Origin of the sequence: Kribbella sp. NPDC000426 (genome assembly GCF_040300265.1) — a bacterium.
Lineage (GTDB): Bacteria > Actinomycetota > Actinomycetes > Propionibacteriales > Kribbellaceae > Kribbella.
This window is the reverse complement of record NZ_JBEPDK010000001.1, coordinates 646,916-662,772: the sequence shown is the minus strand read 5'-3', so window position 1 is coordinate 662,772 and position 15,857 is coordinate 646,916. Positions and strand designations below refer to the sequence as shown.

17 protein-coding genes are annotated in these 15,857 nt (G+C 68.9%); 13 read left to right on the top strand and 4 right to left on the bottom strand.

All coding sequences use genetic code 11. The features are described from left to right. Positions 1–7 precede the first annotated feature (7 nt). Positions 8–1,153, top strand: coding sequence for a CaiB/BaiF CoA transferase family protein (locus ABT313_RS03220; RefSeq protein WP_350848102.1), 1,146 nt, complete (start codon positions 8–10; stop codon positions 1,151–1,153). Here ABT313_RS03220 and ABT313_RS03215 read toward each other — a convergent pair. From ABT313_RS03215 to ABT313_RS03205, 3 genes are read right to left on the bottom strand one after another with little or no spacing between them, the layout of a single operon-like run. Then, positions 1,128–2,177, bottom strand: coding sequence for a LacI family DNA-binding transcriptional regulator (locus ABT313_RS03215; RefSeq protein WP_350848100.1), 1,050 nt, complete (start codon positions 2,175–2,177; stop codon positions 1,128–1,130). The two genes, ABT313_RS03220 and ABT313_RS03215, sit on opposite strands and share 26 nt — an antisense overlap. A gap of 20 nt (positions 2,178–2,197) precedes the next feature. Next, positions 2,198–2,515 (bottom strand): hypothetical protein, encoded by a 318-nt coding sequence (locus tag ABT313_RS03210; protein WP_350848098.1) that lies wholly within the window; start codon positions 2,513–2,515, stop codon positions 2,198–2,200. Positions 2,516–2,519: 4 nt separating this feature from the next. After that, the gene (locus tag ABT313_RS03205; protein ID WP_350848096.1) at positions 2,520–3,464 is read right to left on the bottom strand and encodes a DUF6772 family protein; all 945 of its coding nucleotides are present in this window, start codon (positions 3,462–3,464) and stop codon (positions 2,520–2,522) included. Between the two features lie 139 nt (positions 3,465–3,603). Between ABT313_RS03205 and ABT313_RS03200 the strand changes: the two genes are divergently transcribed. The 11 genes from ABT313_RS03200 to ABT313_RS03150 all read left to right on the top strand — a co-directional run bounded on the left by ABT313_RS03200 (position 3,604) and on the right by ABT313_RS03150 (position 13,476). Then, complete coding sequence (locus ABT313_RS03200) at positions 3,604–4,311, top strand: helix-turn-helix domain-containing protein (protein ID WP_350848094.1); 708 nt, start codon at positions 3,604–3,606, stop codon at positions 4,309–4,311. Then, entirely contained in the window at positions 4,311–5,237 is a 927-nt protein-coding gene (gene nikB, locus ABT313_RS03195; protein ID WP_350848093.1) for a nickel ABC transporter permease, read from the top strand. The genes ABT313_RS03200 and nikB overlap by 1 nt, the downstream gene beginning before the upstream one ends. A gap of 2 nt (positions 5,238–5,239) precedes the next feature. Continuing rightward, positions 5,240–6,124, top strand: a complete 885-nt coding sequence (locus tag ABT313_RS03190) for an ABC transporter permease (RefSeq protein ID WP_350848091.1) — start codon at positions 5,240–5,242, stop codon at positions 6,122–6,124. Next, positions 6,124–7,107: an ABC transporter ATP-binding protein gene (locus ABT313_RS03185; protein WP_350848090.1), complete on the top strand. Its 984-nt coding sequence runs from the start codon at positions 6,124–6,126 to the stop codon at positions 7,105–7,107. Before ABT313_RS03190 ends, ABT313_RS03185 begins: the two co-directional genes overlap by 1 nt. Beyond that, positions 7,100–8,098: an ABC transporter ATP-binding protein gene (locus ABT313_RS03180; protein WP_350848088.1), complete on the top strand. Its 999-nt coding sequence runs from the start codon at positions 7,100–7,102 to the stop codon at positions 8,096–8,098. Before ABT313_RS03185 ends, ABT313_RS03180 begins: the two co-directional genes overlap by 8 nt. Continuing rightward, positions 8,095–8,748, top strand: coding sequence for a histidine phosphatase family protein (locus ABT313_RS03175; RefSeq protein ID WP_350848086.1), 654 nt, complete (start codon positions 8,095–8,097; stop codon positions 8,746–8,748). Before ABT313_RS03180 ends, ABT313_RS03175 begins: the two co-directional genes overlap by 4 nt. Beyond that, positions 8,745–9,512, top strand: a complete 768-nt coding sequence (locus tag ABT313_RS03170; RefSeq protein WP_350848084.1) for an exonuclease/endonuclease/phosphatase family protein — start codon at positions 8,745–8,747, stop codon at positions 9,510–9,512. Before ABT313_RS03175 ends, ABT313_RS03170 begins: the two co-directional genes overlap by 4 nt. Before the next feature lie 10 nt (positions 9,513–9,522). After that, positions 9,523–11,031 carry an ABC transporter substrate-binding protein gene (locus tag ABT313_RS03165; RefSeq protein WP_350848081.1) on the top strand — a complete coding sequence of 503 codons (1,509 nt, stop codon included), beginning with the start codon at positions 9,523–9,525 and terminating at the stop codon, positions 11,029–11,031. 78 nt (positions 11,032–11,109) lie between these two features. Then, positions 11,110–12,537, top strand: coding sequence for an NAD-dependent malic enzyme (locus ABT313_RS03160; protein ID WP_350848080.1), 1,428 nt, complete (start codon positions 11,110–11,112; stop codon positions 12,535–12,537). Then, positions 12,534–12,911, top strand: a complete 378-nt coding sequence (locus tag ABT313_RS03155; RefSeq protein WP_350848078.1) for a VanZ family protein — start codon at positions 12,534–12,536, stop codon at positions 12,909–12,911. Before ABT313_RS03160 ends, ABT313_RS03155 begins: the two co-directional genes overlap by 4 nt. Positions 12,912–12,918: 7 nt before the next feature. After that, entirely contained in the window at positions 12,919–13,476 is a 558-nt protein-coding gene (locus ABT313_RS03150; protein ID WP_350848076.1) for a YqgE/AlgH family protein, read from the top strand. 54 nt (positions 13,477–13,530) lie between these two features. On the opposite strand, the gene ABT313_RS03145 is transcribed toward ABT313_RS03150, so the two are convergent. After that, positions 13,531–13,806: a DUF3039 domain-containing protein gene (locus ABT313_RS03145; protein ID WP_350848074.1), complete on the bottom strand. Its 276-nt coding sequence runs from the start codon at positions 13,804–13,806 to the stop codon at positions 13,531–13,533. Positions 13,807–13,954: 148 nt separating this feature from the next. On the opposite strand from ABT313_RS03145, the gene ABT313_RS03140 reads away from it, so the two are divergent. Beyond that, on the top strand, positions 13,955–15,751 hold the full coding sequence (locus ABT313_RS03140; protein ID WP_350848073.1) for a DEAD/DEAH box helicase: 1,797 nt from the start codon (positions 13,955–13,957) through the stop codon (positions 15,749–15,751). Positions 15,752–15,857 lie beyond the last annotated feature (106 nt).

Here is a 15,857-nt window from a genome sequence, read left to right as displayed (position 1 = left end):
TCGAGGAGTGAATCTCCTGTCCGACGTCGTAGTCGTGGACCTGACCCGTGCGCTCGCGGGACCGCACGCGGCGATGATGCTCGGGGACCTCGGCGCCCGCGTGATCAAGGTCGAGACCCCGGACGGCGGCGACGACAGCCGCGGCTGGGGTCCGCCGTTCGTCGAGGGCGAGTCGACGTACTACCTGTCGGCGAACCGGAACAAGGAGTCCGTGACCGCCGACCTCAAGTCGGCCGAGGGCAAGGAGTTCCTGACCAAGCTGGTCCGCAAGGCCGACGTCCTGATCGAGAACTTCCGCCCGGGCGTGCTCGACCGGCTCGGGTTCGACACCGAGCACCTGCACGAGCTCAACCCCGGCCTCGTGATCCTGTCGATCACCGGCTTCGGGCACGACGGGCCGGACGGCGGGCGCGCCGGGTACGACCAGATCGCGCAAGGCGAAGGCGGTCTGATGAGCATCACCGGCGCGGTCGAACCGACCAAGGTCGGCGCCCCGATCGCGGACCTGCTGGCCGGCATGTACGGCGCTTACGGCGCGCTCGCCGCACTGCACGAGCGATCGATCACCGGCAAGGGCCGCGTCGTACGGACGAGCCTGCTCGCGTCGGTGATCGGCGTCCACGCGTTCCACGGGACCAAGTGGACGGTCGCGCATCAGCTGCCCGAGCGGGTCGGCAACCATCACGCGCAGATCGCGCCGTACGGCATGTACCGCACCGCCGACACCAGCATCCAGGTCGCGGTGGGTAGCGAGGGTCAGTGGCGGACGTTCGCGCCGATCGTCGGGCTCGATCCGAACGATGAACGCTTCGCCGTCAACTCCCAACGAGTCGCACACCGAGACGAGCTGACGGCCGCGATCGAGTCGGCGTTCGCGCAAGATCCGGCCGATGTATGGCTGAAACGCCTTGCCGACAAGGGGATTCCGGCCGGAAAGGTCCGCGACTTCCAGCAGGTGTACGAGTGGGAGCAGACGCTGTCCCAGGGTCTGCTGATCGACGTCGATCACCCGACCCTCGGCACCATCCAGCTCCCCGGCCCGCCCCTCCGTTTCGACGACAACCCGTACGCCGGCGCCCGCGAAACCAACCTCCCGCCGCCGCGCCTGGGCGAGCACAATGAATCCGTCAGAGCCTGGCTGGAGTCTGAGTAGACGCCCGGACGACGAGTTCCGGGCGGATCAACGTCTTGCGGGGCCGCTCGGAGCTTGACCGGAGACGCTGCATCAGCAGCTCGACCGCGGTCGAGCCGACCTCGGCCGCGGGCAGTCGGATCGTGGTGAGCGGTGTCTGCAGGTACGCCGCATACGGGTGGTCGCCGTACCCGGTGATCGCGACATCACCCGGTACGTCGAGGCCGCGCTCGGCGAGCAGTCGCAGTACGCCGAGCGCGAAGTAGTCGTTCCCGGTGACGATGCCGTCGGGATGGCTGCCGCCCAACAGCGTCTGTGCGAAGCGGTACGCCTCCTCCGGCTGCCAGGGCAGCGCCAGCGAGTCGTAACGCTTCGTCGGCACCGCCCGGATCGACTCGTCGGACACCTCGAGACCGGCGTCCGCCATGGCGTGCCGGAAGCCGGTGACCCGATCCGCGGTGGTGGTGATCGGCAGGTCTTCCTCGAGGACGAGCAGCCGGCGCGCGCCGCCCGAGATCAGGTGGCTGGTCGCCTCGTACGCGCCGCGTTCGTTGTCCACGCCAACCATGTCGCAGTCGAGCTCGGGTACGTCGCGATTCACGAACACCAACGGGATCCCAGCGTCGCGGACCCGGCGCCAGTGGTCCCACTCGGCCTGGACCGGGACGACCACGGCGCCGTCGACCGCGGACCGCAGCAACGCCTCGGTGGCGCGCTGCTCGTTCTCCGCGCTCTCGTCGGTGACGAGCAGGAGCAACGAGTACCCCTGCGCGCGGGCCTTGAGCTCGATCGTGCTGATCAGCTGCGCGTAGAACGGGTTGGAGGGGTTGGTGATGACGAGGCCGAGCGTCATCGCCGAGCCGAGCACGAGCGAGCGGGCCAGCGTGTTCGGCACGTACCCGATCCGGGCTGCCTCGGCCTGCACGGCGGCGCGCGTCTTCGCGCTGACGCTGTCCTTGTCGCCGAGCGCGCGCGACACGGTGTTCACCGACAGCCCGAGAGCCGTCGCGATATCCCGCAACGTCGCGCGCCGCGCCTCCGTCATCCTGAACCCCCTCAAGCAGCTTAGGCCTTCACGGCCAGGTGGATGCGTACCTGGACCGAGCCCTCGACCTTAGCGCGCAGCCGCAGCCAATGGCCGAACCCGGTGACCGGCCAGCTGACCAGCTTTCCCGGCTCCGCCACATGCTCGACGTCGTCGAGGTCGCACCAGGTGATCCCGTCCGGGGAGACCTGGGTGATGTACGTCGCCGTACCGTCGCCGCCGACGTGCTGGACGAACCAGCGGGCCTCGCCGGCCCAGGCGACCTCGTACGGCTCGGTGGCGAAGCGGGTGTCGAAGGTGGTGTCGCGTTCGAGCACCGCCGTCATGGACTGTCGCATGGGCCTACCAATCAACCGAGATGAGGACGGAGTCGAGGAAGAGGAAGTTGCGCACCGAGCTGTGGGTGCGGACGGAGAAGTAGAAGTTCAGCAGGTTCTCCAGCGTCTCGTACCGTTCCTCGTACGGCGGGACCGGGACGTCGCGCATGTCCATCACGCGATCGTTGACCTGGAGCTCCACGTTTCGGCGCTTGTCGGTGTCGATCAGCCAGCGCAGGTAGTGCCAGTTCACCTTGGTCGGGACCTCGTTGTAGCAGAGCTCCTGCGGCTCGCCGAACGCCTGCCAGTCCTCCGGGTTCGGCGCGGTGAAGTCGGCGGCGTACTCCAGCTTCACCTTGCCCTCGAAGTGCTCGCGCGGCGTCGGCTCGGGGACGGTCGGTGCCATCCAGCGCCGGGTGAAGCGGTTGTCGAGATCGGTGTTCTGGTACCGCGCGACGGTGTGGTAGCGCAGGCCGCCGTCGCCGCAGAGGTCGGTCGCGACCGTGAACGCGCCGAACTGCGCCTCCGACGGATGCGTGTTGCCGTCCCACTGCACGTCGCCGAAGGTGTCCAGCTCCGAGCCGCCGCCGAGCGTGGCCTCGGACTTGAAGGCGAAGTACGTCTCGAGCTGGACGAGTCCGCGGCCGCTCATCGTCAGCCGGCGGATCGCGACCGCGGTGTGGCCCTTGTACGGGCGGGTGGCGAGCTTCAGCGCGTACGTGCCGCTGAGCGCTCCGTGCGTGCCGATGTCGAAGAAGTTGCAGGCCGACAGCTGCGGCGGCCGGAAGTCGCGCATGTGGTCGTCGACGGTGCTGAGGTCGCCGCGGCCGTTGTAGTTGCCGAGCAGTTCGGTCCAGCCGTGGGTCCCGCTGTCGAACTCGTCGAAGGCCAGGATCCGCGGCAGCGGCGAGAACTTCGACAGCCGAGGATCTGCGGACAAGAGGGCGGTGCGGAGATCGGAGGTCGTCACGCGATGAAAGTTAACGTTAACGGGAAATTGCCGTCAACGGGCTGTTCCGCGCTCTGCAACGGCGGTCTATTGACACGTAAATCACACGATCCTACGGTGCATTAACGCTACCGTTAACGTTCACGGAATCGAGCTGCATATGCAATCGCTGAGCCGTGCCCTCACCGTGCTGGCGGAACTGAACCGCGAGGATCGTGCGTACGGCGTGACCGAGCTCGCGGTCGCCGTCGGCCTGCACAAGAGCACCGTCCACCGGATCCTCGCGACGTTCTGCGAGCACGGCCTGGCCGACCGCGTCGACGACCACCGCTACACCGCCCGCGACGGTCTCGCCGCACTTCGCACCACCCACCGCCGGGCCGGCCCGGAGCACGCTCTGGCGGACCTCGGCGATCGCCTCGGCCGGCTCGTCGTACTCGCGAAGCCGCTGCCGAAGGCTGCCGGCATGGTGCTGCAGGTTGCCGCTGTCGCGGGCGGACCGCGGAGTGCGGAGCCGCGTGCCGGCGGCGCTGTGCGGAATGGGGAGGAGGGCGGGCTCTGCCCGCTGCCGGTGCGGCCCGGGCATGCTGTGTCGCTGCATCGCAGCGCGCTCGGGCGTGCCTACCTCTCGGCTCTGCCGCTGGAGGAGGTGGCCGGCGCGCCTGACCTGCTGGATGCGCTGCAGCGCATCCGGGTGACCGGGTTCGCGCACAACGCGCGGCCGGTCGCGTCGTTGCCGCGGATGGTCGCCGTACCTGTGCGTTCGAGTGATGGCTCGTGTGCGGGTGCGCTCGGTGCGGAGCTGATCCAGCCGGGGTCGGCGGACGAGGTACGGCGCGTGGTGTCGGTTCTGCGGAGCGGCGTCTGATGGGGGCGTACGTCGTCCGGCGGCTGTTCTTCTCGCTCTTCGTCCTGTGGGGCGCCGTCACGATCATCTTCGTCGTACTGCGGCTCGTCCCCGGCGATCCGGCGTACATCATGCTCGGGCCTGATGCGGACCAGGCGCAGGTGGCCGCGCTGCGGGCGCAGTTGGGCCTCGACCACTCGCTGATCCAGCAGTACGCGACGTACCTGGCGAACGTCGTGCACCTGGACTTCGGGCAGTCGTTCCGGCTGAACGCGGACTCGATGAGCCTTGTCCTGCAACGGGTTCCGGCCACGATCCAGCTGGCTTCGGCCGCGCTGCTGCTGTCGTTGCTGATCGGCCTGCCGCTCGGCGTGATGGCGGCGCTACGGGCGCACAGCTGGGTCGACCGGACGATCTCTGTGTTCTCGCTGATGGGCCAGTCGACGCCGTCGTTCTGGTTGGGGATCGTGCTGATCCTCGTGTTCGCCCGCGGACTGAAGGTGCTGCCGAGCGCCGGCTCGGGGACCTGGTCGCATCTGGTCCTGCCGACGATCACGCTCGCACTGCCGTTCCTCGCGATCCTGGTGCGCCTCACGCGCAGCGGGCTGCTCGAGGTGGTGCACGAGGGGTACGTGCAGACCGCCCGGGCGAAAGGGCTCGGCGAGGGCGTCGTCGTCCTCGTGCATGCGCTGCGGAACGCGCTGATCCCGATCGTGACCGTGGTCGGGCTGCAGTTCGGGGCGCTGCTCGGCGGCACGGTGATCGTCGAGACCGTGTTCGCCTGGCCCGGGGTCGGGCGGTTGCTGATCGACTCGATCGGGCGCCGCGACTACGGCGTCGTCCAGGCCTCGATCTTGCTGGTGGCAACGATCTTCGTGGTGATCAATCTGCTCGTGGACCTGCTCTACGGCTTCCTGGACCCGCGGGTCCGTCTGGCTGGTGACTGACGATGACTGCTGAGATCTCGCTTGCCGAACCCCGGGTCGCGGTACGACGCCGTACCAGGGCCGGATCGGCGCGGATCCGGTTCGGGCTGGCGGTGATCGCGGTGTACGTCGTGGCCGCGGTGATCGGGCCGTGGCTGGTCCGGTACAACCCGGTCGACACCCGCACCGCGGACCGGCTGAAGCCGCCGTTCACCCGGCTGTCCGACGGGTCGTACGCGATCTTCGGCACCGACCAGGTCGGTCAGGACCTGTTCGCGCAGATGTTGCAGGGGGCAAGGATCTCGATCGCGGTCGGGCTGGCGACGCTGGTGCTGGCCGGGACCATCGGGGTGACGATCGGGCTTGCGGCCGGGTACTTCGGCGGCTGGCTGGACGGCGTACTGATGCGGCTCGCGGACATCCAGTTGGCGTTCCCTTCGATCTTGCTGGCGATCTTCATCGCGGCGCTGCTGGGTCCGTCGGTGGTCAACGTCGTGATCGTGCTGGCGGTGGCGAACTGGGTGACGTTCGCCCGGGTCGCACGCGGGCAGGCGCTGGCGACGCGGCGACGGGAGTTCGTGGACGCGTCGCGGACGTTGGGCGCGGGGACCTGGCGGTTGATCACGCGGTGCGTGCTGCCGGCCTGTGTGGCGCCCGTACTCGTGGTCGCGACGGTCGAGATCGGGCACGTGATCCTGGCCGAGGCGTCGTTGAGCTTTCTCGGTCTCGGTACGCCGGCTTCGACCCCCAGTTGGGGCGTGACGATCGCGAACGGGCGGAACTATCTCGCCGACGCGTGGTGGATCTCGACCATTCCGGGCATCGCGCTGGCGTTCCTGGTGATCTCGCTCGGCGTGCTGGGCGACGCGCTCCGGGACCGGTACGACCCGCGGCTGAGGAGTCTGTAATGGGTTTGCTGAGTGTGCGCGACCTCCGCGTCGAGTTCAGCACTTCTGGTGGAGTGGTGACCGCTGTCGACGGGGCGTCGTTCGACGTCGGCGCCGGTGAAACCGTTGCGCTGCTCGGGGAATCGGGCAGCGGCAAGAGCGTGACCGCGCAAGCTGTGATGGGCATCGTGCCGAAGCCGGCCGGTCGGGTGCGCGGCGGGACGATCATCTACGACGGCCGCGATCTGCTGGCACCCGGTGTCGCGAAGGGCATGCGGGGGCGGGAGATTGCGATGGTCTTCCAGGATCCGTTGAGCTCGCTCAACCCGGTGTTCCGGGTGGGTGCGCAGATCGGGGAGATGTTCCGCCGGCATCGCGGAGCGTCGCGGCGGGAGGCCCGCGCGGCCGCGCTGGAGCTGATGAAACGGGTCGGGATCCCGGCCGCGTCGAAGCGGCTGGACGACTACCCGCACCAGTTCTCCGGCGGGATGCGGCAACGGGTGATGATCGCGATGGCGCTCGCGCTGTCGCCACGGTTGCTGATCGCGGACGAGCCGACGACTGCGCTCGACGTCACCGTCCAGGCCCAGATCATGGACCTGCTCCGACGGCTGCGGGACGAGGACGGGATGTCGCTCGTCCTCATCACCCACGATCTCGGCGTCGTCGCCGATGCGGCCGACCGGGTCGTCCTCATGTACGCCGGGCGCGTGGTCGAGACCGGCCCCCTCCGCGAGGTCTACGAACACAGCGCCCACCCGTACACGTCCGGCCTGATGGCCTCGGTCCCGATCCTCGACGCACCTCGCACCCGCCTCACCCCCATCCAAGGCTCCCCACCCGACCTCCTCTCCCTCCCCACCGGCTGCTCCTTCCACCCCCGCTGCCCACACGCTGACTCGTTGTGCACCACGGACGAGCCCACTCTCCTTCAGGTGTCCACTCGCCCAGCCGGACACCTGACCGCCTGTCACCACCCCGAAGGAGTGCTGAGTCATGTCTGAACCGCTCCTCTCGGTCCGTGATCTGCAGACGTCGTTTCCGTTGCGGTCGTCCGTGCTTCGACGGACTGTCGGAGAGATCCAAGCGGTGGCCGGCGTCTCGTTCGACGTACCGGCTGGTGGGACGCTCGGGCTGGTGGGGGAGTCCGGGTCGGGGAAGTCGACCGTCGCGCGGACGATCGTGGGGCTGGAGAAGGCCCGGGCCGGGAGCATCACCTTCGACGGGGAAGAGCTGACTTCGTTGCCCAAGGCATCTATGCGGCGGGTGCGGCGGCAGCTGCAGATGATCTTCCAGGATCCGTATGCGTCGCTGAATCCGCGTGCGACCGTCGAGCAGATCGTCGCCGAGGCGTGGGAGATCCACCCGGACGTCGTACCGCGGAACCGGCATCGTGCCGAGGTCCGCGAGCTGCTCGAGCGGGTCGGGCTCAACCCGGATCACGCGCAGCGGTATCCGCATCAGTTCTCCGGTGGGCAGCGGCAGCGGATCGGGATCGCGCGGGCGCTCGCGCTGAAACCGAAGCTGGTGATCTGTGACGAGGCGGTCTCGGCGCTCGACGTGTCCGTGCAGGCGCAGGTGCTGAACCTGCTGGACGATCTGCGGCGCGACCTCGGGCTCGCGTACCTGTTCATCGCGCACGACCTGTCCGTCGTACGGCACATCTCGGACCGGATCGCGGTGATGTACCTCGGGCGGATCGTCGAGACCGCGTCCCAGGACGAGCTGTTCGCGCGGCGGCTGCACCCGTACACGCAGGCGCTGTTGTCCGCAGTACCGGATCCGAAGCCGTGGGACAAACCTGCGCGCGAGCAGATCATCATCGGCGGCGACGTGCCGTCACCCGCGGATCCGCCGTCCGGCTGCCGCTTCCGTACCCGCTGCTGGAAGGCCGAGGACCGCTGCGCACACGACGATCCCGAGCTGACGACCCGCCTCGACCTGCACCCGGCCGCGTGCCACTTCGCCACCGAACTGACCGGAGCCGCCCGATGACCGAGCTCGTCCTCCTCCGCCATGGCGAGTCGATCTGGAACGCCGAAGACCGCTACCAGGGCCAGCAAGGCACCGGCCTCAGCCCGCTCGGCCGCCAGCAGGCCAAGGAAGCTGCCAACTATCTGCAGTCCTTGGAGATCGACGCGATCGTCGCGAGCGATCTCCAACGGGTGACCGAGACGTTGCAGCCGTACGTCGACAGCCGTGACCACCTCCCCGTCCGCATCGACAAGCGGTGGCGTGAGATCGACGTCGGGACGTGGGGCGGACGGACGTTCGCGGACGTGTACGCCGACGAGCCGGATGTCGTGAACGCCTTCAAACGTGGAGAAGACGTGGCACGCGGAGGCGGCGAGACCTTCAAGCAACTGCGAGCCCGCGTGTGGGAGGCAGTCCGTGAGATCGCCGGCGCATCGGACGACCGGTTGGCCGCAAGCGCCGGCACAGACACCGGCGCGAGGACGAGTCCCGCCGGGCGGCGGGTGCTGGTGGTGACGCACGGCGGGCCGATTCGGGTGGCTGCTGCGGAGGCGCTGCGGTTGCCGCCTGGTGGCGAAGTACTGCTCGATCCGCCCGCGAACTGTTCGCTCACCACCCTCCACCTCGACGGACTCACGTCGTACAACGCGCCTACCTGGATGGACCGATGACTTTCACCTTCGTGGCGATGACCTACAACCTGTGGGCGGACTTCCACCTCGACCAGCGACGGGACGCGATCGAGAGCCTGTTCACGATTCGCCCGCCGGACTTGCTCGCCGTACAGGAGCTGCGGCCGGTCACGCGCAAGCTCCTGGACGACGTACTGCCTGAGCACGACCGCATCGACGGCACCGCCGGTTGGGAGACGCAGAGCAACCTGTGGTGGCGGCGGGACTTGTTCACCTGTCTCGAACACGGCGCGGAGGACGTCGGCATCCTGTCGCCGGACGCCAAGCTCTTCTGGGTCAAGCTTCGGACCACTACCGGCACCGATCTGATCTTCAGTACGGCGCACCTCACCTGGCCCGGCCATCCGAACGAACGCATTGACCACGTCAACCGCCGGATCGCGCAGGCCCGCGCGATCGGGGAAGCACTCGAACGCCTGGCAGGCAAGGGAGCCTGTCTGTTCACCGTCGACATCAACGACATCGGCCCACCGCAATGGGAGCTCGGCAACGCCGGGTTCCTGGACAGTTTCACGGCCCTCGGCCGGCACTCACCGGTGACCCACCCGGTCGTGCCGACGGTCGCCACCGGTCCGATCGGGACCCGGTTGTCGCCGCTCGCCTCACCACCCAAGGCGATCGACTGGATCTTCGCCCGCGGCCCGCTCGCCGCCCGGTCCAGTGAGGTCGTCGACTTCTTCCACGACGGCCGCGCCCCCTCCGACCACCACCCGGTCGTCGCCACCTACACGCTGCACCCCTGAGGAGACCCCTGTGTTGAGGAAGCGATTCACGGCGGCCGTCGCGGTCGTCGCACTGGCGGCGCTGAGCGCCTGCTCGCCCGCGAGCGAACCGAGCAGCAGTGGCGGTGACCAGGTCCTGCGGTACGCGCCGGCCATGTTCCCGGTGTCGCTGGACACCTACAAGTACGCCGGTGAGGAGAGCGTCCAGACCACGATCCAGCAGATCATGGAACCGCTGGTCCGGGTCGACGACGGCAAGATCGTTCCGGTACTGGCGACCTCGTGGCAGAACCCCGACCCGAACACGTGGATCTTCAAGCTCCGCTCCGGCGTGAAGTTCTCCGACGGTACGCCGTTCAGCGCGAAGGACGTGGTCGCGTCGTACCAGCGGCACCAGAAGCTCGACGGTCCGCTCGTGCCGCTGTACTCGACGGTGACGTCGTTCACCGCGACCGACGACCAGACCGTGACGGTGAAGACCAGCAAGCCGCTCGGCACGTTGCTCAGTTCGTTGACGCTGCTGTTCATCGGGCCGGCGGACAAGCTCAACACCGACGGGTTCTTCAACAAGCCGATCGGGACCGGGCCGTTCACGGTCACGTCGTTCCAGCCGGACGAGAAGCTCGAGCTGGCCGCGAACCCGACGTACTGGGACGGGGCGCCGAAGCTGACCAAGCTCGAGTTCGTCAACATCCCCGAGGTGGCCGGGCGGATCACCGCGCTGGAGAACGGCGAGGTCGACGTACTGACGCAGATCCCGCCGGACCAGGTCGGATCGGTCAAGGGCAGCGACGCGATCAGCTACTCCACCACGCCGAGCTGGACGTACTACTTCGACTGGTTCAACTCCAACCGGAAGCCGTTCAACGACAAGCGGGTCCGGCAGGCGATGTGGCACGCGCTCAACCTGGACGGGACGGTCAAGGACCTGTTCGGTGACCTCGCGTCGGTCGCGCAGGCACCGTTGGCCCAGGGCGTGATCGGTGCGCCGAAGCTGTCGCCGTACAGCTACGACCCGGCGAAGGCGAAGCAGTTGCTGGCCGAGGCCGGGTACCCGAACGGGTTCACCACCTCGATGCAGTGGCCGCTCGAGGGTGGGCCGAACATCCGTGCGCTGGCGCAGGCGATGATCTCGGACTGGGCCAAGATCGGCGTCACGGTCAAGCCGCTGGAGAAGGAACGGGCCCAGTGGCTGGAGGACTTCGGCAAGCTCAATTGGGATATGAACCTGCAGACCAACGTCACCGGCACCGGCGACGCGGACTACACACTGGCCCGGCTGTACGTCTGCTCCGCCAAACGGAATGGCTACTGCAACCCGGCGCTGGACAAGCTGCTGCTCGACGCCCGCTCCACCGTCGACCAGTCGCAACGCCCGCAGCTCTACCAGCAGGCCGGCCAGATCCTGTGGGACGACGCCGTCGGGATCTTCCCCGCCGACCTCGCCTCCAACGCTGCTGTCCGCTCCCGGGTGCAGAACTTCGTGATGCCGCCGAGCGGTCGCCCGCTGTTCGCGAAAGTGAGCGTGTCAGGCAGTTAGCGGGCCGCCCGGACCCCTGTCGTGGACTTTACGTACGTAACCTCGGGGCATTACCAGTGGCGTGAGAGGATCACCCGCGTGACTGCCTTGCCGAGTGTTTCGTACTCCATCACCGTTCGCCTCGAGGTGCCCGCGGGTGGCTCGACGGTGAGCAAGCTGACGACCGCGGTCGAGCAGGCCGGGGGTCTGGTCACCGCGCTCGACGTGACGGCCTCCGGCCACGAGCGGCTGCGCATCGACGTGACCTGTGCCGCGGCCGACACCGAGCACGCCGGCCGGCTGGTCGAGGCGATGCGGGCCGTGCCGGGCGTCGAGATCGGCCGGGTCTCGGACCGGACGTTCCTGATGCACCTCGGCGGCAAGATCTCGATGGAGGCCAAGCACCCGATCCGCAACCGTGACGACCTGTCGATGATCTACACGCCGGGTGTCGCGCGGGTCTGCCTGGCGATCGCGGCCAACCCCGACGACGCGCGCCGGTTGACGATCAAGCGCAACAGCGTCGCGGTCGTCACCGACGGTTCCGCGGTCCTGGGGCTCGGCAACATCGGCCCGAAGGCCGCGCTGCCGGTGATGGAGGGCAAGGCCGCGCTGTTCAAGCGGTTCGCCGGGATCGACGCCTGGCCGCTGTGCCTGGACACCCAGGACCCGGATGCGATCGTCCAGATCGTGAAGGCGATCGCGCCCGGGTTCGCCGGCATCAACCTGGAGGACATCTCCGCGCCGCGCTGCTTCGAGATCGAGGCGCGACTGCGCGAGGAGCTCGACATCCCGGTCTTCCACGACGACCAGCACGGTACGGCGGTCGTCGTACTGGCTGCTCTGTACAACGCGTTGCGCGTGGTCGGCAAGGACATCACGAACGTGCGCGTGGTGCTGTCCGGCGCCGGCGCGGCCGGTACGGCGATCCTCAAGCTGCTGCTCGCGGCGGGCGTGAAGGACACCTGCGTCGCCGATATCGACGGCGTCATCCACACCGAGCGCGACGGCCTGTCGCCGGAGCTGCGCTGGATCGCGGAGAACACCAACGCGGCGAAGTACAGCGGTGATCTGAAGGGTGCACTGGCCGGCGCCGACGTGTTCATCGGGGTCTCGGCGCCGAACGTGATCACCGGCGCGGACGTTGCGACGATGAACGAGGACTCGATCGTGTTCGCGCTGGCGAACCCGGTGCCCGAGGTCGACCCGGCCGAGGCCGGTGAGCACGCGGCGGTCGTCGCGACCGGCCGCAGCGACTACCCGAACCAGATCAACAACGTGCTGGTGTTCCCGGGCGTGTTCCGCGGTCTGCTCGACGCGCAGTCGTCGAAGGTCTCGGTCGACATGGAGCTGGCGGCCGCGAAGGCGCTCGCCGGCGTCGTCACGGACGAGGAGCTGAACGCGACGTACATCGTGCCGAGCGTCTTCCACCCGGAGGTGCACACGCGCGTCGCCCACGCCGTCCGCGACGCGGCCGGCGGCAAGGCCCCGGCGCACGAGAACTATCCGGACGACACTCCGGCGTGACCGTGCAGGTAGCGGACGAGACGAAGACGCGACGGACGGTCTGGCTCTGGCGGATCGCGTTCGTCGCTGCGGTGGCCCTGCAGCTGTACGGCGTCTACTCGCCGCGGGAGGCGGGTCCGCACGTCGGGATCCCGCAGATCGACAAGATCGCGCACTGCTTCCTGTTCGCGGCGGTGGCGTTCACCGGGCTGAAGGTCGGCGTACCGGCGCGATGGTTGCTCGGAGCACTGGCCGCGAACGCGATCGTCAGCGAACTGGTGCAGCACTGGCTGCTGCCGCAGCGCGACGGCGACCCGCTGGACGCGCTGGCCGACCTGGCCGGAGTCGCACTCGGTGCTTGGCTGGGGTTCAGAGCGAGCCGTCGTACGCCATGATGGAGGTATGACGGTCTCGACCCTGACCGGATCGCTGCTGGTGGCGACCCCGTTGCTCGACGAACCGCCCTTTCGCCGGTCGGTGATCCTGTTGCTGGACCACGACGACGACGGTGCACTGGGGGTGGTGGTGAACCGTGCCGCCGACCTCGCGGTGAACCAGGTGCTGCCGGACTGGTCGACCGCCGTCGACGAGCCCGGTGTGCTGTTCATGGGCGGGCCGGTCGGGACCGACAGCGCGCTCGCGGTCGCCGAGGTGGTCGAGTCCGCGGACCCGCCCGGCTGGCGCGAGTGCTTCGGCCGGATCGGGCTGGTCGACCTCGACGTACCCCCGGTGCTGCTCGAGGGCGCGATCACCCGGATGCGGATCTTCGCCGGGTACGCCGGCTGGTCCAGCGGTCAGCTCGAGGGCGAGATCGCCGAGGGCGCCTGGTACGTCGTCGAGTCGGTCACCGAGGACGTGTTCGGCCACGAGCCGGACACGCTGTGGCGCCGGGTGCTGCGCCGCCAGAACGACCAGATGGCCTACCTGGCGACGTACCCCGACGACCCGTCGATGAACTAGCCGCCGGGCCGACCGATGAGCTGACCTGTGACTTGACCTGTGACTCGACGCGGCCTACTCGCCGTCGTCGCCGCCCTTGTCGTCGCCCGGGTTCAGCGAGTCCCAGATCTCCTTGCACTCCGGGCAGACCGGGAAGCGCTCCGGGTCGCGGCTCGGCACCCACACCTTGCCGCACAGGGCCACCACCGGGGTGCCCATCACCATCGCCTCGGTCAGCTTGTCCTTCGGCACGTAGTGCGAGAACCGCTCGTGGTCGCCGGGCTCGGCCGGCGCCGGCTGGGTCCGCTCGTCGACAACCGTCTCCGCGCCGGGGGTCAGCTGAGTACTCATACCCCCGAGTGTAGGACGTCCCGCCAGGCGATCCGGGAACTTTATCCACAGACTGCCCGTACCCCGACATGCCGTACGACGGTTGTCACGTCCGTCGGGTAACGTTCCTGCACGGCCGACAGTCGACTATCGGGGGAGTATGCCGTCCGTGGATTCGCATCTGCCCGCTGCGCCAGCCGTCCTTCCCCCGGCGTATCCGGAGCGTGCGGCGTGGGGTACCGCGAGCAAGCTGCGTGCGTGGCAGTCCGAGGCGCTGAAGCTGTATCTCGACGCCAACCCGCGGGACTTCCTCGCGGTGGCGACGCCGGGCGCCGGTAAGACCACGTTCGCGCTGACCGTGGCCGCCGAGCTGCTGCACCGGCGGGTGATCGAGCGGATCACCGTGGTCACGCCGACCGAGCACCTCAAGGTCCAGTGGGCCGAGGCGGCGGACCGGGCCGGGATCGCGATCGACCCTGCGTTCGCCGGGCGGCGCGGCAAGACCAACAAGGACTTCCAGGGCGTCGCGGTGACGTATGCCGGGGTCGCGGTCAACCCGCTGGCGTTCCGGGTTCGCACCGAGCGGTTCAAGACTCTGGTGATCCTCGACGAGGTGCACCACGGCGGTGACGCGCTCAGCTGGGGCGAGGGTGTCCGGGAGGCGTTCGAGCCCGCGGCACGCCGCCTCTGCCTGACCGGTACGCCGTTCCGCAGCGACGACAACCCGATCCCGTTCGTCACCTACGAGACGGCGCACGACGGGGTCGCCCGCAGCAAGGCGGACTACACCTACGGGTACGGTCATGCGCTGCGCGATCACGTCGTCCGCCCGGTGATCTTCATGTCGTACTCCGGCGAGATGCGCTGGCGGACCAAGGCCGGTGACGAGGTCGCTGCGCGACTGGGCGAGCCGCTGACCAAGGACCTGACCGCGCAGGCGTTGCGGACCGCACTGGACCCGACCGGCGAGTGGATGCCGGCCGTCCTGGCCGCCGCGGACAAGCGGCTGACCGAGGTGCGGCGGCACATGCCGGACGCCGGTGCGCTGGTGATCTCGGGCGACCAGAACACGGCCCGTGCGTACGCGAAGACGCTGCGGGAGTTGACCGGCGAGGCGCCGACCGTCGTGCTGTCCGACGAGAAGGCGGCGAGCAAGAAGATCCAGAAGTTCTCCGAGGGCGAATCGCGCTGGATGGTCGCCGTGCGGATGGTGTCCGAAGGTGTCGACGTGCCGCGGCTGGCGGTCGGCGTCTACGCGACGCCGACCTCGACGCCGCTGTTCTTCGCGCAGGCGGTCGGCCGGTTCGTGCGGGCGCGGAAGCGGGGTGAGACGGCGTCGGTGTTCGTGCCGTCGGTGACCCGGCTGCTCGGGTTCGCGGCCGAGATGGAGGTCGAGCGCGACCACGTCCTGGGCCGGAAGAACAGCAACGAGGACGGGGACATCTTCGCGCTCGAGGACGACCTGCTGAAGCAGGCGAACCAGACCGAGGGCGCCAGCGACGACCTCGAGGGGACCTTCGAGGCGCTCGGGTCGGACGCGAGCTTCGACCGGGTGGTGTTCGACGGCGGCGACTACGGGACCGGCGGTGACCAGGCGTCGGACGAGGAGCTGGACTTCCTCGGTCTGCCCGGTCTGCTGGAGCCGGACCAGGTGCGCGAGCTCCTGCACAAGCGCCAGCAGAAGTCGCTGGCGGCGCAGAAACGTGGTCAACGCGGCTCCGGTGTGCCGGAGCGTGAGGACCCGACGCCCGTCGAGCTCGCCACCCACGAGCAGATCGCCCTGCTGCGCCGCGAGCTGAACGGCTTGGTCGCCGCCTGGCACCACCGCACCGGCCAGCCCCACGGCGTCATCCACAACGACCTGAGACGCAAACTCGGCGGCCCCGCGGCCGCCCACGCCTCCTCCATCCAGCTGAAGGAACGGATCGAACTGATCCGCGACTGGGCCACCCAACGCCGAGCCTGACCCGGCCAGAACCGAGCTGAACCGGCCAGCGCCGAGGCGGAGCCGGCCAGCGCCGAGGCGGAGCCGGCCGGGATCGCGAGCGTCGGTCCCCGAGGCCCCGCACGCC